The sequence below is a fragment of the Burkholderia sp. MSMB1588 genome, from assembly GCF_001546925.1.
Taxonomy (GTDB): domain Bacteria; phylum Pseudomonadota; class Gammaproteobacteria; order Burkholderiales; family Burkholderiaceae; genus Burkholderia; species Burkholderia humptydooensis.
In genome coordinates, this window is the sequence record NZ_LNJS01000001.1 from 532,203 (window position 1) to 553,748 (window position 21,546).

At 66.9% G+C, this 21,546-nt stretch carries 20 protein-coding genes; 7 read left to right on the forward strand and 13 right to left on the reverse strand.

The window, feature by feature from the left end; genetic code table 11:
- Window positions 1-22 precede the first annotated feature (22 nt).
- From asnB to WS92_RS14195, 4 genes are read right to left on the reverse strand one after another with little or no spacing between them, the layout of a single operon-like run.
- Window positions 23-1,555 (reverse strand): asparagine synthase (glutamine-hydrolyzing), encoded by a 1,533-nt coding sequence (gene asnB, locus WS92_RS14180; RefSeq protein ID WP_059931188.1) that lies wholly within the window; start codon window positions 1,553-1,555, stop codon window positions 23-25.
- Between the two features lie 41 nt (window positions 1,556-1,596).
- A complete protein-coding gene (gene aroA, locus WS92_RS14185; RefSeq protein ID WP_059931190.1) occupies window positions 1,597-2,952 on the reverse strand; it encodes a 3-phosphoshikimate 1-carboxyvinyltransferase in 1,356 nt (451 codons plus the stop codon).
- A 39-nt stretch (window positions 2,953-2,991) separates the two neighbouring features.
- Window positions 2,992-4,299 (reverse strand): 3-phosphoshikimate 1-carboxyvinyltransferase, encoded by a 1,308-nt coding sequence (locus WS92_RS14190; protein WP_006024613.1) that lies wholly within the window; start codon window positions 4,297-4,299, stop codon window positions 2,992-2,994.
- 20 nt (window positions 4,300-4,319) lie between these two features.
- On the reverse strand, window positions 4,320-4,727 hold the full coding sequence (locus tag WS92_RS14195; protein WP_059931192.1) for a RidA family protein: 408 nt from the start codon (window positions 4,725-4,727) through the stop codon (window positions 4,320-4,322).
- Window positions 4,728-4,910: 183 nt separating this feature from the next.
- Between WS92_RS14195 and WS92_RS32140 the strand changes: the two genes are divergently transcribed.
- Complete coding sequence (locus WS92_RS32140) at window positions 4,911-5,315, forward strand: hypothetical protein (RefSeq protein WP_231755910.1); 405 nt, start codon at window positions 4,911-4,913, stop codon at window positions 5,313-5,315.
- A gap of 283 nt (window positions 5,316-5,598) precedes the next feature.
- Here WS92_RS32140 and WS92_RS14205 read toward each other — a convergent pair whose 3' ends face one another.
- The 3 genes from WS92_RS14205 to glpD all read right to left on the reverse strand — a co-directional run bounded on the left by WS92_RS14205 (window position 5,599) and on the right by glpD (window position 9,574).
- Window positions 5,599-6,315, reverse strand: a complete 717-nt coding sequence (locus tag WS92_RS14205) for an MIP/aquaporin family protein (RefSeq protein WP_006024617.1) — start codon at window positions 6,313-6,315, stop codon at window positions 5,599-5,601.
- 111 nt (window positions 6,316-6,426) lie between these two features.
- On the reverse strand, window positions 6,427-7,929 hold the full coding sequence (gene glpK / locus WS92_RS14210; protein WP_059931196.1) for a glycerol kinase GlpK: 1,503 nt from the start codon (window positions 7,927-7,929) through the stop codon (window positions 6,427-6,429).
- A gap of 112 nt (window positions 7,930-8,041) precedes the next feature.
- Entirely contained in the window at window positions 8,042-9,574 is a 1,533-nt protein-coding gene (gene glpD / locus WS92_RS14215; protein WP_059931198.1) for a glycerol-3-phosphate dehydrogenase, read from the reverse strand.
- A 167-nt stretch (window positions 9,575-9,741) separates the two neighbouring features.
- Here glpD and WS92_RS14220 point away from each other — a divergent pair, with 167 nt between their 5' ends.
- Window positions 9,742-10,113 carry a hypothetical protein gene (locus WS92_RS14220; protein ID WP_059931200.1) on the forward strand — a complete coding sequence of 124 codons (372 nt, stop codon included), beginning with the start codon at window positions 9,742-9,744 and terminating at the stop codon, window positions 10,111-10,113.
- A gap of 66 nt (window positions 10,114-10,179) precedes the next feature.
- Here WS92_RS14220 and WS92_RS14225 read toward each other — a convergent pair whose 3' ends face one another.
- Entirely contained in the window at window positions 10,180-10,377 is a 198-nt protein-coding gene (locus WS92_RS14225; protein WP_009911297.1) for a phage tail assembly chaperone, read from the reverse strand.
- Window positions 10,378-10,696: 319 nt separating this feature from the next.
- Complete coding sequence (locus WS92_RS14230) at window positions 10,697-11,476, reverse strand: DeoR/GlpR family DNA-binding transcription regulator (RefSeq protein WP_009911299.1); 780 nt, start codon at window positions 11,474-11,476, stop codon at window positions 10,697-10,699.
- Between the two features lie 214 nt (window positions 11,477-11,690).
- Here WS92_RS14230 and WS92_RS14235 point away from each other — a divergent pair, with 214 nt between their 5' ends.
- The 3 genes from WS92_RS14235 to WS92_RS14245 all read left to right on the forward strand — a co-directional run bounded on the left by WS92_RS14235 (window position 11,691) and on the right by WS92_RS14245 (window position 15,041).
- A complete protein-coding gene (locus WS92_RS14235; RefSeq protein ID WP_059931285.1) occupies window positions 11,691-13,337 on the forward strand; it encodes a gamma-glutamyltransferase family protein in 1,647 nt (548 codons plus the stop codon).
- 291 nt (window positions 13,338-13,628) lie between these two features.
- Complete coding sequence (locus tag WS92_RS14240; RefSeq protein ID WP_009911302.1) at window positions 13,629-14,462, forward strand: ferritin-like domain-containing protein; 834 nt, start codon at window positions 13,629-13,631, stop codon at window positions 14,460-14,462.
- 69 nt (window positions 14,463-14,531) lie between these two features.
- Complete coding sequence (locus WS92_RS14245; RefSeq protein ID WP_059931202.1) at window positions 14,532-15,041, forward strand: hypothetical protein; 510 nt, start codon at window positions 14,532-14,534, stop codon at window positions 15,039-15,041.
- Between the two features lie 28 nt (window positions 15,042-15,069).
- Here WS92_RS14245 and WS92_RS14250 read toward each other — a convergent pair whose 3' ends face one another.
- The 3 genes from WS92_RS14250 to WS92_RS14260 all read right to left on the reverse strand — a co-directional run bounded on the left by WS92_RS14250 (window position 15,070) and on the right by WS92_RS14260 (window position 18,725).
- Window positions 15,070-16,518 carry a DEAD/DEAH box helicase gene (locus tag WS92_RS14250; protein ID WP_059931204.1) on the reverse strand — a complete coding sequence of 483 codons (1,449 nt, stop codon included), beginning with the start codon at window positions 16,516-16,518 and terminating at the stop codon, window positions 15,070-15,072.
- 127 nt (window positions 16,519-16,645) lie between these two features.
- Window positions 16,646-17,944: a c-type cytochrome gene (locus tag WS92_RS14255; protein WP_015600703.1), complete on the reverse strand. Its 1,299-nt coding sequence runs from the start codon at window positions 17,942-17,944 to the stop codon at window positions 16,646-16,648.
- A gap of 19 nt (window positions 17,945-17,963) precedes the next feature.
- The gene (locus WS92_RS14260; RefSeq protein ID WP_009911308.1) at window positions 17,964-18,725 is read right to left on the reverse strand and encodes a c-type cytochrome; all 762 of its coding nucleotides are present in this window, start codon (window positions 18,723-18,725) and stop codon (window positions 17,964-17,966) included.
- A 202-nt stretch (window positions 18,726-18,927) separates the two neighbouring features.
- Here WS92_RS14260 and WS92_RS35800 point away from each other — a divergent pair, with 202 nt between their 5' ends.
- Together WS92_RS35800 and WS92_RS14265 are read left to right on the forward strand one after the other, a co-directional pair.
- Window positions 18,928-19,068 carry a hypothetical protein gene (locus tag WS92_RS35800; RefSeq protein ID WP_167359303.1) on the forward strand — a complete coding sequence of 47 codons (141 nt, stop codon included), beginning with the start codon at window positions 18,928-18,930 and terminating at the stop codon, window positions 19,066-19,068.
- Between the two features lie 81 nt (window positions 19,069-19,149).
- Window positions 19,150-20,076 (forward strand): CopD family protein, encoded by a 927-nt coding sequence (locus WS92_RS14265; protein WP_015600761.1) that lies wholly within the window; start codon window positions 19,150-19,152, stop codon window positions 20,074-20,076.
- Between the two features lie 145 nt (window positions 20,077-20,221).
- Here WS92_RS14265 and dgoD read toward each other — a convergent pair whose 3' ends face one another.
- A complete protein-coding gene (gene dgoD / locus WS92_RS14270; RefSeq protein ID WP_009911311.1) occupies window positions 20,222-21,370 on the reverse strand; it encodes a galactonate dehydratase in 1,149 nt (382 codons plus the stop codon).
- Between the last annotated feature and the right edge of the window lie 176 nt (window positions 21,371-21,546).

Sequence of the window (21,546 nt, forward strand, 5' to 3'; positions counted from 1 at the left end):
CGCGGTTCTCCGCGCCCGTGCGTCACGAGATGAAGTTGAAATATCCGGATTCCGAAAAATCCTTGCCGGCCTGCTTGAACCGCTGCGTCGGAAACGGGAAGTTACAGTCCAGATACTTCTGCGCGAAGAAGAGCGCCGAGCGGTCGGACAGCCCGATTTCGCCGAGCCGTCTCGCCGCGTCGGTGGGCGGGGCGTCGCCGAGACTGTCGATGTGATCGATGATGACGTTCTTCACGCCGCTGCCGTCTGGCATCCGGATTTTCGGGCGATCGATGATGTAGTCCGGCAGCACGTCGCGGAACGCCTCGCGCAGGATGTGCTTCTCGACGCCGCGGTGCAGCTTGTAGGAAAAGTCGAGGCTCAGCACGTAATCGATCAGCTCGGCGTCCATGAACGGCACCCGCGCCTCGACCGTGTTGCGCATGCTCGCGCGATCGACGCGCTGCAGATCGGTCCGGTGCAGGTTGTTGAGCCGATAGAGCGACAGCGCGCCGGGCTGCGCGTGGGTCTTGAAGAGATCGTAGCCGCCGAAGATCTCGTCGCTGCCCTCGCCGCAGAGCGCCACCTTGAAGCCGAGCTTGTTCGCGATGTAGTAGCCGAAATGCGCGATTGTCGAATCGATTGCGTCGATCTTCTCGAAGAATTCGCCGTAATAGACCGCGTCGTCGATGTTCTCGAGCAGGTCCTGCTTCGTGAACGTGTAGATCACGTGGCGAATGCCGTGCTCGGCGCAGTAGCGGTGCGCGATCTCGATGTCGTTCGAGCCGGGCAGGCCGAACGAGATCGCGGTCACGTCCGGATGATGGCGATGCGCGAGCTGCAGCACGATCGCGCTGTCGATGCCGCCGCTGAACATCACGCAGATCGGCAGGTCCGTGTCGACGCGGCGCCGCACCGAATTCTCAAGCAGCGCGCGCACGCGCGCCTTCGCTTCGTCGAAGCTGTCGCGGCTCACCGGATGGCTGTTGTCGTACGACACGTACCTGATCGTTTCCTGGCCGTCGAACAGCGTGCCGGGCGCGAGCGTTTCGATCCGCGCGTTCACGTGCGTGAGCGCCTTGAGCTCCGACGCGACGTGCCAGACGCCGTCGCGCTGCGCGTAATAGAGCGGCTTGATGCCGACGTGGTCGCGCCCGATCAGGAATCTACCGTTCAGGTTGTCGAACAGCACGAAGCTGAACATGCCGTCGAGCTTCGTCGCGAACGACGGGCCGTACTCGATGTACGCGCGCAGCAGCACTTCGGCGTCGCCCGCGTGGCTGAAGCGGTGGCCGCGCGCGGCGAGCTCGTCGCGCAATTCCTTGTAGTTGTAGATTTGCCCGTTGAGCACGACGTGCAGGTCGCGCTCGTGATCGGACACCGGCTGGCGCGCATGGTCGCGCTCGACGATCGCAAGGCGGTTCGTCGCCAGTCCGAAGCGTTCGCGAATCAGATTCTCGTTGAAGCGCGACGCGTCTCCGCGGTGCGCGATCTTCGACATCAACGCGGTCAGCGAACGCTCGATGCCGTCGACCGCCGCGCGCTGCGTGCTGAAAATTGCCCCAATTCCGCACATGTCTTTTCTCTCGTGAGTGGATTCGATGGCGCGGCCGGCGCTCACGCACGCGCCGCGGCGACGTTCGGATAGATCAGCTCGTCGACGTTCGCGCCGATCGAGCCGATGTCGGCGAAGTAGTCGGGATACGTCTGTCCGACGTGATGCGGCTCCTTGATCAGCACCGGATGCTCGCAGTGCAGGCCGATCGTCGTGAGCGCCATGATGAGCCCGTGGTCGTAGTGGCCGTCGACGACCGCGCCGCCGCGGTAGCCGCGCGGATTGCCGTGGATGATCAACTGATCGACCTTCTCCTCGGAGCGCACGCCGAGCTTGTCGAGCTCGCGGCGGAAATCCGAGATGCGGTCCGATTCCTTGTAGCGGATGTGCTCGATGTTGTAGAACGTGCTCGTGCCGTCAGCGAATGCAGCGCGGCCGGCGAGCGCGGGCACCGCGTCCGGCGCGAGCGAGCCGTCGAAGTCCTGCGCGCGGATCGACGCGCCGCCGCGGATGCGGATACGGTTGCCGGGCAGCTCGTCGATCAGCGTGCCGGTATCGGTCAGATAGCGGATCACCGCGCCGCTGCCGAGCTCTTCCTCGAAGAAGCCATTGAGCGTGACGTCCGACGCGAGCGAGCCGCACAGCGCGAGGATCGCGGCCGTGCTCGCCGGGTCCGCGCCGACCGTGAATTCGGACGGCTCGAAGCGGTCGCGGCCCGGCACGAAGAAGCGGCGAAAGGGCGCGTCGTACTCGACGGCGACGCCCGCGTGCGCGAGATTGTTGATCGTCGTGTGCACCATCGACGGCGCGGTGATGTGATCGACCACGTCGATCTCGAGATCGCGCTCGCCGATCGCGCCGAGATAGAGCAGGCCGCTCAGAAACTGCGAGCTCTTCTTGCACGACACTTCGGTATGCCTGCCGAGCTCGCGCGTCGAGCGGATGCTGATCGGCAGCCGGGCCTCGGGGCCGACCGCTTCGCATTCGACGTTCAGCCGGCGCAGCGCGGCGACCATCTCCGCCTGCGAGCGCACGCCGAGCGAATAGCGGTATTGCGTGACGAACTCGGTGTCCGGCAGGTAGCCCGCGACGCCCATCAGCAGGCGCAGCACGACGCCGGAGTTGCCCGGATCGAAGACGATCTTGCGATCGACGTGCACCACGTCGACGCCCTTGACGACCGTCGTGTCGCCCTCGCTCGAGAACGACGCGCCGAGCCGCTCGCAGTTGTGCTTCATCGCGTTCGAGTTGAAGCCCGTCGCGACGTTGCGGATCGTGCTGATGCCGGGCGTGAGCGCCGCGGTCAGGAGCGCGCGCGTCGACGAGCTCTTCGACGCGGGAAGGTCGATGGTGCCGCTCAGCGTCGAAGTGTTCTTCACTTCGACGAACGACGGCTGGAGACGTTCGCTGGTGGTCATGGCTACTCCGTAATCGTGAATGGGCGAGGGGCCGGCCGGCTAGGCGATTTCGGCGCCCAACGTCCTCAGGGTGTCGATGAATCGGGGAAATCCGTCGTCGAGCTTGTCGGTGTCGCGGACGACCGATTTGCGCCGCGCGCCGAGCGCCGCGACGATGTTCGCCGCGCAGATCCGGTGATCGCGATAGCTCGGCAGCTCGGCGCCGCCTTGCAGCGGGCCGTCGCTCATCACGTCGATCTTGTCGAAGCGGCCGACGTCGTTGAACACGAGCGCGCTGCGTCCGCCCATCGCGCGAAGGTTCTCGTTGATCACGAACGCGCGCTGGCATTTGTGGTTGTTGATGCCGTCGACGCCGCCGAAGCGGATCGAATCGCCGAGATTCGATGCGGCCGCGATGATGTTCGTCGCGGCAGACGGCAGCTCGTGCAGCGACAGCTCGCGCGGCGCGCGCCGCGCGGCGCGGTCCCGCTCGCATTCGATCCGCAGCGTATGGCGGACGTCGTCGCGGGTGAGCCGGATGCCGAGTGCGCGATAGACGTCGAACAGCGCCTCTTCGTTGAGCGTATCGCCCGGCCGGTAATTCGCGATGTCGATCGCGCTCGGCGCGCCGACGCTCAGCGCGGCGGATGCCAGATAGCTGAGCGACGTGAAATCGGTCGGGATGCCGATGACGATGTCGTCGGCGCGATACTCGCCGGCTACCAGCCTGCCCGGCGCGCGAACCACGGTGCCGTGCAGCAGCGACATCGCCTTGATCGTCATGTCGATGTAGCCGGCCTGGCTGCCGTCGTCGGCGACGCGCAGCGTCCGCTCGGCCGAGAACGGCGCGACGAACAGCGCGAACGAGATGAACTGCGTGCTTTTGCGCGTCGTGAGCGCAAGGCGCTCCGGATGCGGTTGGCGCGAGATCGTGACGAGATTGCCCGCCTGGCGGCGTGCGTCGATGCCGAGATGCGAGAAGAAGCTGTCGTCGAACACGCTGTCGCGGCTGAACAGCGAATCGTTGCAGCGGATCGTGACGGGCCTGTCCGACAGCGAGGCGAGCGCCGCGCTCATCCTGAAGAGCATGCCGGAGCCGGCCGCGTCGATCGTGCCGCTCGCCTCGACGTCGCCGCCGACGCCGCGCAGCGTCAGCGACGTGTCGCCGCGCTCGACGACGGTGAGCCCGAACTGTCGCAGCGCGGCGAACTGCAGTTCGGTCTCCGCGCACCACGATACGTTCTCGATCCGCGTCGTTCTGCCGTTCAGGAGCGCGAGCAGCAGCGCGCGCTGAACGTGCGGCTTCGACGCGGGAAGCGTCGCGGCGCCCTTGAGTGCGCCGCTCGGGTAGACGGTTGCGTGGCTCATGGCTGCCTCGTATCGGAAAGTCAGTCGCCGACGATCGCCGTCGCGGTGATCTCGACGTAATGCCGGGGCTCGACGAGCGACTTCACCGCGACCGTCGTGTTGACCGGGCGGATGTCGCGAAAGCGCTCGCTGAACGCGCGGCAGTAGTCGTCGAAGTGCTCGAAGCCCGTCAGGTACGTGACCGTGCTGACGACGTCGCTCAGTTCGGCGCCGAGCTCGTTCAGGTACTTTTCGATCTTGTCGATGATGAACGCGGTCTGCTCGTACGCGTCGTTGCCGATCACGGCGGCGCTGCCGTCCGACGCGACGCAGCCCGCGATGTATACGTGATTGCCGACCCGCTTGCCGCGCGCGTAGCCCATCTTGTCCTCCCAGAAGGAGGGGCTGAAGACGGTTTTCCGGAATTCGCTCGTATCGATGGTGGACATGGTTTTTGCTCGCAAATGAATGGCGTGAAAACAGGAATGGATGGGCGCGATATCGCGTGATTGATTGAGTCGAGGTGACTAATGGCCTCCTTTGACGATTTTCCGAATGTCAGGCTTGTGCGGCGCGTGAGTTGAATCATTGAGGACGAGCGCCGCCTTCCCGCGTATCGAAGCGGGCCTTGAATGAAACCGGCAGCCGATTCGCCGTGCCGCAACACGGCCAGCCGTTCGCGTTCACGCGAACAGCACGGCGAAGCCAGGCGAAATCGACGGGATCAGGATGGTGGCAGGCTGGCGCGCCGGGACGCGGCGCGCGTGCGCGCGGCGGGCGGCGCGATTGCGAGGGCCGGCTCGCGTGGCGAGCCGAGGGGACGGCAAATCACATTCGATGCAACGGGTCTTGCGATCATGGCAATCCTTCAGGATAGGGGTTACCGGGTCATCGCGAACACTGGAATCGATGCGACACTGATTTTGTCCGGGCCGATTCACGCCGGCCTGCGCAAATCGATCGACGTGCGCAGGCCGGAAATATTGGTATCGATTGGTTTGCTGATTATTTTGATGGCGGGGGATCAGTTCAATTAGGGAAATTGACAACTGATAAAAATGCCAGGATTAACTTTACTTCAGATGGATTTTGTATATTTGATTTGGCGACATAATGTTCGGATTGGGCGATATAAAACCCTTTTTTATAAGAATGTAATTGAATGTCAAATCGGGGCGAGGTCTTTGAAACGATTTCGAATCGTTTCGGCGCGGCGCGCGCCGGAAACGAAAACCCCCTCGCGCGTCGCCGAGCGAGGGGGCCGGGGTGCCGCCGACCTGCGGCGGAAGGGTTGCGGCGCGGCGCGCGGCCGCGCGGCGTTCAGTGCGTCGTATGCAGATACAGGTACAGGTTCGCCGCGAGCACGCCGCCGAGGAGCGGCCCGAGCACCGGCACCCATGCATAGCGCCAGTCGCTGTCGCGCTTGCCGGGAATCGGCAGCAGCGCGTGCATGATGCGCGGCGACAGGTCGCGCGCGGGGCTCATCGCGTAGCCCGTCGGGCCGCCGAGCGAGATGCCGATGCCGAGCACGAGCAGGCCGACGGGCAGTGCGTCGAGCGCGCCGAGGCCGACTTGCGGCGACGCGAGATACAGCACGCCGAGGATCAGCACGAACGTGCAGATCGCCTCCGTCAGCACGTTGTGCGTGACGCTGCGGATCGCGGGCGCCGTGCAGAACACGGCGAGCTTCAGATCGGGATCGGCTTCCTTCGCGAAGTGCTGGCGATACGCGAGCCACACGAGGAACGCGCCCGCCATGCCGCCCAGCATCTGCGACGCGATATAGCCGCCCACCTTCGCCCAGGCGAACTTGCCCGCGAGCGCGAGGCTGATCGTGACGATCGGATTCAGGTGCGCGCCGGAGAACGACGCGGTCACGTAGACCGCGACGAATACCGCCATCGCCCAACCCATCACGATGACGATGAGGTCCGCGCCTTTGCCTTTGGTCTTCGCGAGCAGCACGTTCGCAACGGCGCCGTTGCCGAGCAGCACGAGGAGAGCCGTGCCGATGAACTCCGCGATATATGGTGACATGATGTGTCTCTCTACCGGTATGGCGGGCTCGCGGCTTGCGTCGCGCGGCCCGCCTGATTGTTGTGAATGTGTCGTTGAAATGTGATCGATACGGATGCCGAACGAACGGGCTTACTGCGTGTCGTCCGCCCACGCCTTCGCCGCGCGCACCGCGCGCTGCCAGCCGGCGAGGCACGAGCCCACCTGTTCGCGCTGCATCGAAGGCGCGAAGCGGCGCTCGAGCTGCCATTGGCTGTGCAGCTCGTCGACGTTCTGCCAGTAGCCGATCGCGAGGCCAGCTAGATACGCGGCGCCGAGCGCGGTCGTCTCGGTGATGCGCGGGCGCACCGCGTCGACGCCGAGCAGGTCGGCCTGGAACTGCATCAGCAGATTGTTCGCGCTCGCGCCGCCGTCGACGCGCAGCTCGCCGATGCGGATGCCCGAGTCGGCTTCCATCGCCTTCAGCACGTCGAGCGACTGGTACGCGATCGAATCGAGCGCCGCGCGCGCGAGGTGCGCGGACGTCGTGCCGCGCGTGACGCCGAAGAGCGACCCGCGCGCGCGCGCGTTCCAGTGCGGCGCGCCGAGGCCGGCGAACGCCGGCACGAGATAGACGCCGTCCGTGTGCGGCACGCTGGCCGCGAGCGCCTCGATCTCCGCCGCGCTCTTGATGATCCCGAGCCCGTCGCGCAGCCATTGCACGACCGCGCCCGCGATGAAGATGCTGCCTTCGAGCGCGTAGTTGACCTTGCCGTCGACCTGCCATGCGATCGTCGTGACGAGGTTGTTCTGCGATTCGATCGGCGTCTCGCCGGTGTTCATCATCAGGAAGCAGCCGGTGCCGTAGGTGTTCTTCACCATGCCGGAGCTCGTGCACATCTGGCCGAAGAGCGCGGCCTGCTGGTCGCCCGCGATGCCGGCGAGCGGGATCTTCGATGCGAACACGGTCGTCTTCGTCGGCCCGTAGATCTCCGACGACGCGCGCACTTCCGGCAGCATGCTGCGCGGAATCTCGAGCGCGTCGAGGAGCTCGTCGTCCCAGTCGAGCGTGTGGATGTTGAAGAGCATCGTGCGCGACGCGTTCGTCACGTCGGTTACGTGCAGCTCGTGCTTCGTGAAGTTCCAGACGAGCCAGCTATCGACCGTGCCGAACGCGAGCTTGCCCTGGCGCGCCTTCTCGCGCGCGCCTTCGACGTTGTCGAGAATCCAGCGGATCTTGGTGGCCGAGAAATACGAATCGATCGGCAGGCCCGTCTTCGCGCGCACCTTCTCGCTCAGCCCCTGCGCCTTCAACTGGTCGCAGAAATCGGCGGTGCGGCGGTCCTGCCAGACGATCGCGTTGTAGATCGGATGACCCGTCTCGCGATCCCAGACGATCGTTGTCTCGCGCTGGTTCGTGATGCCGATCGCGGCGATCGCCGTGCCGTTCAGGCCGACGCGCGTGACGGCCTCGGCCGCGACGCCCGCCTGCGTCGACCAGATCTCCTGGGGATCGTGCTCGACCCAGCCTGGCTGCGGATAAATTTGCTCGAACTCCTTCTGCGCGATCGACACGATGTTGCCTTGTCGGTCGAACAACATGGCGCGGGAACTGGTCGTGCCCTGGTCGAGCGCGAGGATGTACTGATCCTGCATGTGTCTCATCTCCATCCGTACGTAGTTGTGATTGGCGCCGCGGGCGCGGCGCATTCCTGATGCTTCCCTGCCGTCGTGCGTCGCGCGTCGTTGCCGGCGTCGTGCGCGCCGGTCAGTGCGCGGCGCTCGCCGCTTCGCGCGCGGCGCCGAACCAGGCGTCGAGCGCGGCCGTCACGTGCTCGAGCGTGCCCGGCGCGACATGCAGGCCGAGCTTCGAACGCCGCCACAGCACGTCGTCCGCGCAGCTCGCCCATTCGGCGTCGCGCAGATAACGCAATTCCGCTTCGTAGAGACCGGGCGCGAGCTCGGCGCCGAGCCCGGCGAGCGACTTCGCCTGGCCGATCACGCGCTCGGCGCGCGTGCCGTACGCGCGCGCATAGCGGCGCGCGAGCGCGGCGGGCAGCCACGGGTGACGTTTCGCGAACGCTTCGGCAAACGGCGCGAAGCGCGCGTTCGCGATGTCGCCGCCCGGCAGCGGCACGCCCGCCGTCCATGCGCCGCGCGACGCGCCGAGCGCGTCGTCCAGCATGTCGGTCGCCTCTTCGGCGAGCTTGCGGAACGTCGTGATCTTGCCGCCGAACACCGACAGGAGCGGCGCGCCATCGCCGCCGTCTAGCTCGAGGCGGTAGTCGCGCGTGACGGCGGACGGGTTGTCCGCGTTCTCGTCCTCGAGGAGCGGGCGCACGCCCGAATAGGTCCAGCACACGTCGGCGGGCGAGATCTTACGCTTGAAATAGCGATTGATCGACTCGCACAGGTAGCGCGTTTCGTCGCGGTCGATCGCGACGCGCGACGGATCGTCGCGGTATTCGACATCGGTCGTGCCGATCAGCGTGAAGTCGTGCTCGTACGGAATCGCGAAGATGATCCGCTTGTCCGGATTCTGGAAGATGTACGCGTGGTCGTGATCGAACAGGCGCCGCGTGACGATGTGGCTGCCCTTCACGAGCCGCACGCTGTGCTGTGCGCCGCGGCCGAGCGCGCCGTGCAGCACTTCGCCGACCCACGGGCCCGCCGCGTTCGCGACCGCGCGGGCGCGCACGTCGAGCGTCGAGCCGTCGGCGCGCTGCAGCCGCGCATGCCATTGCCCGTCGTGGCGCTCGGCCGATACGAGCTTCGTGCGCGTGAGGATGCGCGCGCCGCGCTCCTGCGCGTCTAGCGCGTTCAGCACGACGAGCCGCGCGTCGTCGACCCAGCCGTCCGAGTAGACGAAGCCGCGCTTGATCGAATCGACGAGCGGCGCGCCCGCCGGATGACGGCGCATGTCGATGCCGCGCGAGCCGGGCAGCAGCTCGCGTTTCGCGAGATGGTCGTACAGGAAGAGGCCGATCCGGATGAGCCACGCGGGGCGCAGGTTCGGCATGTGCGGCATCACGAAGCGCAGCGGCCAGATGATGTGCGGCGCGGCGCGCAGCAGCGTCTCGCGCTCTTGCAGCGCCTTGCGCACGAGCCCGAATTCCTTGTACTCGAGGTAGCGCAGACCGCCGTGGATCAGCTTCGTGCTCGAAGACGACGTGTGCGACGCAAGGTCGTCCTGTTCGCAAAGGAGTACCGACAGGCCGCGGCCGGCCGCGTCGCGCGCGATGCCTGCGCCGTTGATTCCGCCGCCGACGACGAGCAGATCGTAACGATTCTGTTGAGTCACCCGCTGATCCTAACGTTCGTATGACAGAAAATGAGCGAACCAGAAATGTTCGTATTCGAAATTTAACGAACATAATCGAAAAAGTAAAGTTCGCTTTTGAGGGTCGGGTGGCGCCGCGCACGTTCCCGGACGATACTGGCGGCTGACCAACGAGCGAGGGGATACTGATGCGTACGATGATCGCGGCCGGCGCGCTCGCGCTGCTGGCCGGATGTGCGGGCGTACCGGCCGGATTCGGTAGCTGGGGCGGACCGTCGTTCGCGGAGCTGCAGCGCGGTTGCGGCGACGTGCGCGATTACGGGGACGACGCGCGGTCCGTCTATTCGGCGGTGTTCGATGCGTGGGTCGCGAAGCGCCACGGCAAGCTGACCGATGCGCGTTTCTGCGCGTTCGAAAACGAACTCGCGCAACGTCACGCGGTGCTCGGGACGAGCACCGACCCGGCCAAGCGCGGCCGCTGGGTGAGCTATCTCAACGACGCGCGCGCACAGGCGCTCAGTTGGCGCGCGGCGGTGGACCCGTCGCTGCGCGGCGGTTGAAAGGCGGGAGAGGAGTGGGCCGCAAGGGCGCTGCCTGGCACGGGCCGCGCCCTTGCGCCCGGAACATCACGAATAGCGGAGCTTGATCGATCGCAGGGCCGCGTCGCCGATTTCGGTGACGCAGTATTTCCTGCCGGAGCCGAGCGCTTCCAGCTTCACGAGTTGCTGCTCGAGCAACGCGTCGAGTTCGTCGCGGTCCATGTCGGCTTGGTCGGGCGCATCCTTCACAAGCAACAGCGTGGCGAATTCATGCGGACTTAGCATCGTTCTCTCCATGACAACCGTACTGTCCCGGGCGCAAATGTCCGGTCGAGTGACCCAGCAAGGGAAGGCGTGGGGGGAAAAGCCGCTGTCCCGGCCTTGGCGTTATTGACGTCGCCCCGGTTGCACGCGCGCGCGCAACCGCGCCGGGGATTTGGAGTGTAGTCAAGCGCGCCGGCATCTACAAATCGCACCCCGATAATTTTCTGATTGACATCAAGGAAATCCTCAGGCGGTTGCACCGATGCGGCAATTTCTTGATTTCACTTGAAGTTTTGGGTGCGACGCAGCATCACGCGGCGCCGTTCGCGCGGGTGGCCGCTCAGTCGGCGACGTAGACCTGCGTGCCCGCCTGCGCGATCGTCTCGGCCATCACGTCGGGCAGCGGCTTGTCGGTGAAGAGCGCGTGGACCTGACTCAGATGCCCCTGCCGCACGAGCGCCGGGCGGCCGAACTTCGAATGGTCGGTGACGAGATAGACGGTGCGCGCATGCTGGATGATCGCCTCGGCGACGCGCACCTCGCGCGTGTCGAAATCGCGCAGCGTGCCGTCGCTTTCGATCGACGACGTGCCGATGATCGCGTAGTCGACCTTGAACTGGCGAATGAAGTCGATCGCGAGCTCGCCGACGATGCCCTTGTCCCACGGCCGCACGATGCCGCCCGTGATCAGCACCTCGCATTCCGGATAGCCGCTCATCATGCTCGCGACGTTCAGGTTGTTCGTGATCACGCGCAGGCCGCGATGCCGGTTCAGCGCGCGCGCGACTTCCTCGGTCGTCGTGCCGAGGTTGATGAAGAGGGACGCCTGATCGGGGATGTGCGACGCGGCGAGCGCCGCGATCCGGCGCTTCTCGTCGTGGAACATCCGCTGGCGCGCGGTGTACGACACGTTCTCCGAGCTCGTCGGCAGGCTCGCGCCGCCGTGGTAGCGGCGCAGCAGGTTCAGGTCGGCGAGCCAGTTGACGTCGCGGCGAATCGTCTGCGGCGTCACGTTGAAATGGGCGGCGAGATCGTCGACAGTGACGAAGCCGTCGCGCTGCACCCATTCGAGCAATTCCTGTTGACGCGCATTCAGGGTGAGGCGGGGGTCTCGTGTCATGTTCGCGGATTTCGATTCGGCTCGGTGGGACGGGAAACGGGGACGGCCAATCCGCATTGTAAGGGCTGTTCGCGCCGGTCTCGGTCTAGACTCGATTCATGCTGTCCATGCATCGATTCATGTGACAAATGAATTTGTCGGGACCGCGCAATCGCGCTGGAATGTCCGTTTCGGTCCTGTTTACAGTGTGCGTGCGATGAATCTTCATTCGAACATGTCCGGCGCGCCGTTCTCGTGGCGCAATCCGTATCCGACCACGCGCGTGCCGGTGTTCGCGCGCAACGTCGTGTCGACATCGCATCCGCTCGCCGCGCAGGCGGGGCTCAGGATGCTGTGGAAGGGCGGCAATGCGGTCGATGCGACGATCGCCGCGGCGGCCGCGATCACCGTCGTCGAGCCGGTGTCGTGCGGCCTCGGCGGCGACGCGTTCGCGCTCGTCTGGGACGGCGCGAAGCTGCACGGCCTGAACGCGTCGGGCGTCGCGCCCGCCGCATGGAGCGTCGACTACTTTCGCCGGCGGCACGGCGAGGCGGGCAACGGCCTCGCGCGGCAGCCGATGCGCGGCTGGGATACGGTGACGGTGCCCGGCGTGATCGCCGGCTGGGAAGCGCTGCACGCGAAGTTCGGCTCGCTGCCGTTCGCCGGTCTGCTCGAGCCGGCGATCGAGCTCGCGGAGCGCGGGCACGCGGTCGCGGCCATCGTCGCGCACAAGTGGGCGGCCGCCGTGCCCGATCTGAACGGCCAGCCGGGCTTCGCGGAAACCTTCATGCCGCGCGGCCGCGCGCCCGGGGTGAGCGAACTGGTTAGACTGCCGGGCCACGCGAAGACGCTGCGCACGATCGCCGCCGAAGGTGCGCGCGCGTTCTACGAAGGCGGCATCGCCGAGTCGATCGCCGCGTTCTTTCGCGACGGCGGCGGCGCGCTGACGGCCGACGACCTGCGCGCGTACCGGCCCGAGTGGGTCGAGCCGATCGGCAAGGACTTTCGCGGCTACACGGTGCACGAGATCCCGCCGAACGGGCAGGGGATCGCCGCGCTGATCGCGCTCGGCATCGTCGAGCGCTTCGGTCTCGACGACCTGCCGCTCGATTCGGCGGATGCGCAGCACGTGCAGATCGAGGCGATGAAGCTTGCGTTCGCCGACATCCATCGCCATGTCGCCGATCCGCGCGCGATGGCGGTCACGCCCGCGCAGATGCTCGACGACGCGTATCTCGACGCGCGCGCGAAGCTGATCGACGTCAATCGCGCGACGCATTTCTCGTTCGGCCTGCCGCGCGCGGGGGGCACGATCTATCTGTCGGCGGCCGACGAGCGCGGGATGATGGTGAGCTTCATCCAGTCGAACTACATGGGCTTCGGCTCGGGCCTCGTCGTGCCGGGTACGGGGATTGCGCTGCAGAACCGCGGCTGCGGGTTCTCGATGGACCCGACGTCGCCGAACGTCGTCGAAGGCGGCAAGCGGCCGTTCCACACGATCATTCCGGCGTTCGTCACGCAGCAGGCGGACGGCGTGCGGCACGCGGTGATGAGCTTCGGCGTGATGGGCGGCGACATGCAGCCGCAGGGCCATCTGCAGACGATCGTGCGGATGCTCGGCTACGGCCAGCAGCCGCAGGCCGCGTGCGACGCGCCGCGCTGGAAGGTGAGCCGGTCGTTTTCGCTCGACGTCGAGGCGACGCTCGATGCGTCCGTCGTCGCTGCGCTCGCCGCGCGCGGCCATGCGATCCAGGCGATCGACGATCCCTACATGGACTTCGGCGCCGGCCAGTTCATCCGGCGGCTCGATCGCGACGAGCCCGACCGCGGCTATGTCGCGGCGAGCGACAGCCGGCGCGACGGCCTCGCGGCGGGCTTTTGACGCGTACCGGCGCGCGCGGTTCGTTGCAGGCGAAACGATATCGAAAGGCATTTCAAAGGAGGCTTTCGATTTCGTTCGCCTTTTCGAACTACGGGTCTAATATTGCGTGATGATTGCTGTGGAACTGCGATTGCCGGTTAAGGTCAGTGCTTTGAAGCACGATCAAAAAAGTCCGGCTAAGATGGCCGGACGTGTCGAATAACCGATTTCAACGCGCCGCATGCGGCGGGATCGCGAGCCGAGCGCCGCGCGATCCGTCCGGATGCGAAGCAGCGTTTGGGAGCGCGAAACATGCTGGCTGATTCCGATACCACGCGAGAGATGCCCTGGCGCATCGAAGACATCGACCTGACGCGTATCGACCGTCAGCGCGCCGCGGCGAACGAGGATCTGCTGCTGCTGCTGTGCGCGGCGTCGTTCATCGAAAGCGGCTCCGATCTTTACACGAGCAATCTGAGCCAATTCTTCGACGACGATCCCGAAGTGTCGGCGTGGCTCAACGCCGAATGGGAACACGAGGAATTGCAGCACGGCCGCGCGCTGAAGGCGTATATCGCGCACGTGTGGCCCGAATTCGACTGGGATCTCGCATTCGCGAATTTCTTCGAAGAGTATTCGAAAACCTGTTCGGTCGAGGCGTTCGAGAAGACGCGCGCGCTCGAGATGGTCGCGCGCTGCGTCGTCGAGACGGGCACGGCGACGCTCTATCGCGCGATCAACGAGTGCTCGGACGAGCCCGTGCTCAAGGAGATCACCGATAACATCCGCACCGACGAAGTCCGCCATTACAAGCATTTCTTCCGCTACTTCAAGAAGTACAACAAGGTCGAGGGCAATGGCCGGCTCGCGGTGCTGGGCGCGCTGACGCGGCGCGTGCTCGAGATCAAGAGCGAGGATTCGGAGATCGCGCTGCGGCACGTGTTCGCGATCCGCTATCCGGACCGCGTGGGCGATTCCGCGTATTGCCGCGAGCGCACCGCGCGCGTGAACGCGCTCGTGCGGCGCTATCTTTCCGCCGACATGTGCGTGAAGATGCTGCTCAAGCCGCTCGACTTGCCCGCGAAGATCCAGCCGGGCGTTCACTATCCGCTGACGAAGCTCACGCAGCACGTGTTCTTTCGCTGAATGCCGGCGGCGCGTCGCGCGGTATGCTGCGGGTTTCACTCGACGCGACGCGCAGCAGGAGAGAACCCCGTGACCGATCCGGACCGACGCACCCTCGAACGGACGACGTATGACGCGTGGCCGCGCGCCGCGCTGGCGCTGTTCGACGGCGACGATCTCGCCGGCAAGGCGGGCTTCACCGCGTCGCTCGTCGTCGTCGATCGCAGCAACGATCCGCCGCAACCGCGCACGACGCTGCTGAGCGCGGGCGAGCTGTATGCGCCCGACGCGCGGTCGCTGCGCTTCTCGCTATGGCCGCAGTCGCGTGCCGCGCGCGCGCTCGCCGTGCATCCCGACGCGACGCTCGCGTTCGTCGCGGACGACGCATTCCATCAGGCGCGCCTGCACATCGATTCGTTTGATTCGTCCGATTCGTCCGACGACAGGCTTGCGCGCTTCACGGCCACGCTCGTCGGCGGCGAAGCGCAGCGGGTCGGCTATGCGCGCCTGACGTCCGGCATCGCGTTCGAGCTCGCCGGAGCCGACGCGCCGGCCGTGCTCGCGCGCTGGGCGCGCCAGATCGCGCAGCTCAGGCGCTGAACGACGCGCGGCCCGCCCGGCACGATGCTCAGTGGCCGCGCTGGCCGCTGCGCGATGGACGGTTGCGGTTCGCATGCGCGCCGCCGCCGTTCGAATTGCCGGAATTGCCGTTGCCCGCCGGGCGGCCGCTGCCGCCGCGCGCCTGTTGCGGCTTGGCGGGCTTCGCCTGCGCGCCGCCGTCGCGTCGCGCGGCGGGCTGACCCTGCTGCGCCTGCGGCTGGCCCGCCGCGCGCGGCGGGCGATTGCCGCGACCGCCGCTGCCCGCGCCGCCGCTGCTGCCGCCGCCGTTTCCGCCGCGCTGCCCGCGCCGCTGGATCGGCTCCGGCTTCGCGTTCGGATCCGGCTCGAAGCCCGGAATCACTTCCTGCGGAATCTCGCGCTTGATCAGCCGTTCGATGTCGCGCAGCAACTGCTTCTCGTCGACGCACACGAGCGACACGGCTTCGCCGTTCGCGCCCGCGCGGCCGGTGCGGCCGATCCGGTGCACGTAGTCCTCGGGAACGTTCGGCAGATCGAAGTTGACGACATGCGGCAATTGATCGATGTCGATCCCGCGCGCGGCGATGTCGGTCGCGACGAGCACCTGCAGCGTGCTGTTCTTGAACTCAGACAGCGCGCGCGTGCGCGCCGACTGGCTCTTGTTGCCGTGGATCGCCATCGCGCTGATGCCGTCCTTCGCCAGTTGCTCGGCAAGCCGGTTCGCGCCGTGCTTCGTGCGCGTGAACACGAGCACCTGGAACCAGTTGTGCTCGCGGATCAGATGCGTGAGCAGCTCGCGCTTGCGGTCGCGATCGACCGGGTGGATCTTCTGCGCGATCGTCTCGGCCGTCGTGTTGCGGCGCGCGACTTCGATCAACGCGGGCGAATCGAGCAGGCTGTCCGCGAGAGACTTGATCTCGTCGGAGAAGGTCGCCGAGAACAGCAGGTTCTGGCGCTTCGCCGGCAGCTTCGCGAGCACGCGCTTGATGTCGTGAATGAAGCCCATGTCGAGCATCCGGTCGGCTTCGTCGAGCACGAGGATGTCGAGGCTCGACACGTCGATCGTCTTCTGCTGCATGTGATCGAGCAGGCGCCCTGGTGTCGCGACGACGATGTCGACGCCGCGCTTCAACGCGTCGATCTGCGGATTGATGCTGACGCCGCCGAACATCACGGTCGAGCGCAGCTTCACGTATTTGCTGTACGCGCGCACGCTTTCCTCGACCTGCGCGGCGAGCTCGCGCGTCGGCGTGAGGATGAGCGCGCGCACCGCGCGGCGCGCGCTGCGGTTCTCCGCGTAGAACGCGTGCAGGCGTTGCAGGATCGGTAGCGTGAAGCCGGCCGTCTTGCCGGTGCCCGTCTGCGCGCCGGCGAGGAGATCGCCGCCGCCCAGCACGGCGGGAATGGCCTGAGCCTGGATCGGCGTGGGCTGCGTGTAGCCCAGCTCGTTGACGGCCCGCACGAGCGGTTCGGCGAGTCCGAGAGAAGCGAAAGACATAGAAACTCTTGATTATTGGTAAGGCGGCGTCCTCGCGCGGCCCGCGCGGAAAGCGGACGTCGCCGGAAAAACAAAAGGGCGCGGCCGCGGTTTCCCGCAGCCGCGCCCCGTTAGCGTCACCCGATACTCAGTCGAGCGGCGCGGAACGCAGGTCGCTCACCTGTTGCGGTGAAACCGGCGAACCGTTGTTGCCCCACGACATCCGGATGTACGTGACGACCGCCGCGACTTCCTGGTTCGACAGCGACTGTGCGAACGGCGGCATCCCATACGGGCGCGGATTCTTGAGCGTGCTCGGCGGATAGCCGCCGTTCAGCACCATGCGGATCGGGTTCACGGCCGATTCCATCATGATCGAACGATTCTGCGCGAGCGGCGGGTAGGCGGTCGGCTTGCCTTCGCCCTGCGCGCCGTGGCAAGTCGCGCAGTTGTCCGCGTAGATCTTCTTGCCGTGCTCGAGGAGCGTCGTGCCGTACTGCTGCGACGGCTCGTACTGCATGTTCTTCGGCGCTTCGGCCTTCTGCGGGATCGACTTCAGGTAAGTCGACATCGCACGCGTGTCCTCGTCCGTCATGTACTGCAGGCTGTTGTGGACGACGTCCGCCATCGGGCCGAACACCGCGCCCTTGTGCGACACGCCCGCCTGCAGCAGGTCGGACAGCTCCTGGACGTGCCAGTCGCCGAGGCCGAGCTCCTTGTCGTTCGTGAGCGACGGCGCGTACCAGTTCTGCAGCGGGATCAGGCCGCCCGCGAACGCAGCCGAGCTCACCGGGCCGCCCATCATGTTGATCGACGTGTGGCACATCGAGCAGTGGCCGAGGCCTTCGACGAGATACGCGCCGCGGTTCCATTCGACCGATTTCGTCGGGTCCGGCTTGTACTCGCCTTCCTTGAAGAACAGCGTGCGCCAGCCGATCAGCAGGTTGCGGTTGTTGAACGGGAAGCGCAGCTCGTGCGGACGGCTCGGCGCGTTGACGGGCGCGACCGAGCGCAGGTACGCGTAGATCGCGTCCGAATCCGCGCGCGTGACCTTCGTGTAGCTCGCGAACGGGAAGCCCGGATAGAGCAGGCTGCCGTCCTTCGAGCGGCCCGTGTGCATCGCGCGGTAGAAGTCGTCCGACGTCCACTTGCCGATCCCGTATTGATCGTCCGGCGTGATGTTCGGGGTGTACATCGTGCCGAACGGCGTCGCCATCGGCAGGCCGCCCGCGAACGACTTGCCGCCGCGCACGGTGTGGCACGCGATACAGTCGCCGACCCGCGCGAGGTATTCGCCCTTCTTGATGAGCGCGGCCTGGTCGGCGGGCGTCGCGGCGACGGCGGCATTGCCGTGCAGCGTGTCGTTGCCCGGCCACAGGACGGGCACGAGGGCCGCTGCCGCGACGATCGCGACAGCCGAGAGTGCAAACAGGGACTTGCGTTTCATTGTGTCTGTCTCCCTTGCCTTATTGCGGTTCGCTGCCGCAGGCGAGCGGAGTCTTCATCGAGCGGGCCGGGGCCGGCACGGGGTTGGCGGGCGCCGGCTGCGCGGCGAGCCACGCGGTCACGGCGGTCACGTCCTCGTCGGACAGCTTGCTCGCGACGTCGTGCATGCAGTCGGGCGCCTTTGCATGACGCGTACCCGAGCGCCACGCGCCGATCTGCGCGCTCAGGTAGTCGCTGTGCAGGCCGACGAGACCTGGAATCGCGGGCTGCATGCCGGTCAGCGCGGTGCCGTGGCACGCGACGCACGCGGGCAGCTTGCGCGCCGGATCGCCGTGCAGCGCGAGCTGCTTGCCGCGCTCGACGACGGCGGCGGGCGCCGTCGGCTTCGTCGGCGCCGGGTACGGCGGACGCTGTTCCGAGAAGTGCTCGGCGATCTCGCGCAGGTAATCGTCGCTCAGGTACGTGAGCAGATAGTTCATCGGCGGGTACTTGCGGCGACCGTCGCGGAAGTTCACGAGCTGGTTGTACAGGTACTCGGCCGGCTTGCCTGCCAGACGCGGGAAGTAATCGTTGTCGGTGCCCTGCCCGTGCGTGCCGTGACAGGCCGTGCAGCCGCGCACGCGCTCCGCCATCGAGTCGGGCGCCTTCAGGGGCGCCTTCGCGGCGGCCGGCTCGGTGGGCTTGGTCTGCGCGTGCGCAGTGCTCAGAAGGCCCGCTGCGCCCATCAACACAACGGCGAGCAGCGGACGGAAAAGGCGTCTAGAAGACACACGGGACTCCATTGTTATTCGTCGGGGACCTGACCGGGCTCCGATCGGCTCGGCATGACGGCAAGAACTAACGAGGGGCAGGCAGCCGGGCTGCTGCGACGCGGAATTCTATCATCGATGGGTAATGGCGGCTATTTGACGCGGAGGGCACGGTTCCAAGCCGTGGTCGGGTTGCGACAATATGACGCGCGAATGGCGCTCGGGACCCGGCCGAATGCCGGACAAGCTGCGCAGCGGGCGGCGAAGCCCGTACACTTCCGGGGGGCGCGGCATCGGGGCGGATGGCCGATGCGCCGCCGCCGATTTCTTTCCTTTCATGCGAGTCGATGAAGTCTTCTTTTTCCTGTTTGCCTGAAAACAACGGCCAATCCTTTCATGCCTTGCGCGCGCGGCGCGTCGGGGCCGTATCCGGTGCGCGCGGCGCGGGCGGTGCGCGATGAAGCTCGACAGCCTCTGGTTCGGCCAGGCGGCGCTCGCCGCGCTCGGCGACGTCGCGTTCGCGGTCGCGGTGGGCTCCGCGCTCCTTGGCGCGTGGCTCGCGAACGACGGCGCGAAGAGCGTGATCGCGCCGTCGCATCCCGCGTGGCGCCAGTCGCTGCGCTCGCTCGCCGTCGCGGCGGCCGTGCTCGTTCTCGCCGACGTCGGCTGGCTCGTCTACCAGGCCGCGTCGATGAGCGGCGCGGGCCTGCGCGGCGCGTTCGGCGCGATTCCGGTCGTGCTCGCGCAAACGCACGTCGGGCATGCGTGGGCCGTCTTGTGCGGCGGCGCGCTGCTGCTGTTCGTCGTCGCGCTCGCGCGGCCGGGCGGCCCGCTCGCGGGCGCGCTCCTCGCGCTCGCGACGCTCGTCGTCGCGGCGGGCAAGGCGTCGCTCGGGCACGCGGCCGATTCGGGCGCGTTCTCGGCCGCGGTCGGCGTGCAGACAGTGCACGTCGCCGCGACGGCCACTTGGGGCGGGCTCGTGATCGCGGGCGGGATGGCCGTGCTGCCGGCGCTCGGCTCGTCGATCGCGCGCGGCGCGATGATCCGCATCGCGCAGCGGCTGTCGGGCGCGTCGATCGCGGCGCTCGCGTTCGTGGTCGTCACGGGCGCGCTCAACACGATCCGCGGCACGGGCGGCGATTTCGCCGCGCTCGACGGCAGCACGTGGGGCCGAGTGTTGCTGCTCAAACTCGCGCTCGTCGCGCTCGCGCTCGTGCTCGCGGCGCTCAATCGCTTCTCGGCGCTGCCGCGGCTGCGCCGCACCGCATCGACCGAGGACGCGCACACGTTCCGCAACGTGCTGCATCTCGAGGCGCTCGCGATGATCGGCGTGTTCGTCGCGGCGGCGGTGCTGTCGTTCACCGCGCCGATCGCGGCGGGCTGACGCGGAGCGCTCGCCTGGAGCGAGGGCGGGGCGGGCAGGGTGGGCATCGGCCATCGGCCATCGGCAGCGAGGCGTGTCGCCCGCCGCCGAAATGCGATCCGCTGATTTGCCGATCAGTCGATCAACCGATCAACCGCTCGCATCGTCACCACTCGGCGACGCTGCCGTCCGCGTGCCGCCACACCGGATTGCGCCACCGGTGCCCGGTCTTCGCCATCTCGCGCACCTTCTCTTCGTCGACGTCGATGCCGAGCCCCGGCCCCTGCGGAATCGCGACGAAGCCGTCCGCGTAGCGGAACACCTCGGGGTTGCGAAGATAGTCGAGCAGATCGCTGCCCTGGTTGTAGTGGATGCCGAGGCTCTGCTCCTGAATGAACGCGTTGTAGCTGACCGCGTCGAGCTGCAGGCACGCGGCGAGCGCGATCGGCCCGAGCGGGCAGTGCAGCGCGAGCGCGACGTCGTAGCTTTCCGCGAGCGCCGCGATCTTCCGGCACTCGGTGATCCCGCCCGCGTGCGACGCGTCGGGCTGCACGATGTCGACGTAGCCGCCTTCGAGGATGCGCTTGAAATCCCAGCGCGAGTAGAGCCGCTCGCCGAGCGCGATCGGCGTGCTCGTGTGGTTCGCGATGTCGCGCAGCGCCTCGGCGTTCTCCGACAGCACGGGCTCTTCGATGAACATCAGCTTGTACGGATCGAGCTCCTTCGCGAGCACTTTCGCCATCGGCTTGTGCACGCGGCCGTGGAAATCGACGCCGATGCCGACGTAGGGGCCCACCGCGTCACGCACCGCCGCGACGTTCGCGATCACCTTGTCGACCCGGTCGAACGTGTCGATGATCTGCAGCTCTTCCGAGCCGTTCATCTTCACCGCCTGGAAGCCGCGCTCGACGACCGCGCGCGCGTTGTTCGCGACGTCGCTCGGCCGGTCGCCGCCGATCCACGAGTACACCTTGATCCGGTCGCGCACCGGGCCGCCGAGCAGCGCATGCACCGGCGCATCGTGGTGCTTTCCCTTGATGTCCCACAGCGCCTGGTCGATGCCCGCGATCGCGCTCATCGTGATCGGGCCGCCGCGGTAGAAGCCCGCGCGGTACATCACCTGCCAGTGGTCCTCGATGCGAAGCGGGTCCTGGCCGACGAGGTAGTCGGCGAGTTCGTGCACGGCCGCCTCGACCGTGTGCGCGCGGCCTTCGACGATCGGCTCGCCCCAGCCGACGATGCCCGCGTCGGTCTCGATCTTCAGGAACAGCCACCGAGGCGGCACGACGAAGGTTTCGAGGCGGGTGATTTTCATGGCGGGTGTCTCCTGTCTGTCGGCTTGAATCATGCGTGAATCGTACAGCGACGTCGCGCGAAAGTAGTATCGATCGCGCCGTTGTGCACATAGTGAGCGCGGCGGCGCGGCGCTTCGCGGGTTTGCGCGGGATCGCGCGACTCGGGTCGGGTGCGAATTGTCGCTTTCGCGCACGT

Bases quoted from the DNA above. Each gene is read 5' to 3' on its own strand.
- asnB (WP_059931188.1), bottom strand. From the start codon at position 1,555: ATGTGCGGAATTGGGGCAATTTTCAGCACGCAGCGCGCGGCGGTCGAC.
- aroA (WP_059931190.1), bottom strand. From the start codon at position 2,952: ATGACCACCAGCGAACGTCTCCAGCCGTCGTTCGTCGAAGTGAAGAAC.
- WS92_RS14190 (WP_006024613.1), bottom strand. From the start codon at position 4,299: ATGAGCCACGCAACCGTCTACCCGAGCGGCGCACTCAAGGGCGCCGCG.
- WS92_RS14195 (WP_059931192.1), bottom strand. From the start codon at position 4,727: ATGTCCACCATCGATACGAGCGAATTCCGGAAAACCGTCTTCAGCCCC.
- WS92_RS32140 (WP_231755910.1), top strand. From the start codon at position 4,911: ATGAAACCGGCAGCCGATTCGCCGTGCCGCAACACGGCCAGCCGTTCG.
- WS92_RS14205 (WP_006024617.1), bottom strand. From the start codon at position 6,315: ATGTCACCATATATCGCGGAGTTCATCGGCACGGCTCTCCTCGTGCTG.
- glpK (WP_059931196.1), bottom strand. From the start codon at position 7,929: ATGCAGGATCAGTACATCCTCGCGCTCGACCAGGGCACGACCAGTTCC.
- WS92_RS14220 (WP_059931200.1), top strand. From the start codon at position 9,742: ATGCGTACGATGATCGCGGCCGGCGCGCTCGCGCTGCTGGCCGGATGT.
- WS92_RS14225 (WP_009911297.1), bottom strand. From the start codon at position 10,377: ATGCTAAGTCCGCATGAATTCGCCACGCTGTTGCTTGTGAAGGATGCG.
- WS92_RS14230 (WP_009911299.1), bottom strand. From the start codon at position 11,476: ATGACACGAGACCCCCGCCTCACCCTGAATGCGCGTCAACAGGAATTG.
- WS92_RS14235 (WP_059931285.1), top strand. From the start codon at position 11,691: ATGTCCGGCGCGCCGTTCTCGTGGCGCAATCCGTATCCGACCACGCGC.
- WS92_RS14240 (WP_009911302.1), top strand. From the start codon at position 13,629: ATGCTGGCTGATTCCGATACCACGCGAGAGATGCCCTGGCGCATCGAA.
- WS92_RS14250 (WP_059931204.1), bottom strand. From the start codon at position 16,518: ATGTCTTTCGCTTCTCTCGGACTCGCCGAACCGCTCGTGCGGGCCGTC.
- WS92_RS14255 (WP_015600703.1), bottom strand. From the start codon at position 17,944: ATGAAACGCAAGTCCCTGTTTGCACTCTCGGCTGTCGCGATCGTCGCG.
- WS92_RS14260 (WP_009911308.1), bottom strand. From the start codon at position 18,725: ATGGAGTCCCGTGTGTCTTCTAGACGCCTTTTCCGTCCGCTGCTCGCC.
- WS92_RS35800 (WP_167359303.1), top strand. From the start codon at position 18,928: ATGCCGGACAAGCTGCGCAGCGGGCGGCGAAGCCCGTACACTTCCGGG.
- WS92_RS14265 (WP_015600761.1), top strand. From the start codon at position 19,150: ATGAAGCTCGACAGCCTCTGGTTCGGCCAGGCGGCGCTCGCCGCGCTC.
- dgoD (WP_009911311.1), bottom strand. From the start codon at position 21,370: ATGAAAATCACCCGCCTCGAAACCTTCGTCGTGCCGCCTCGGTGGCTG.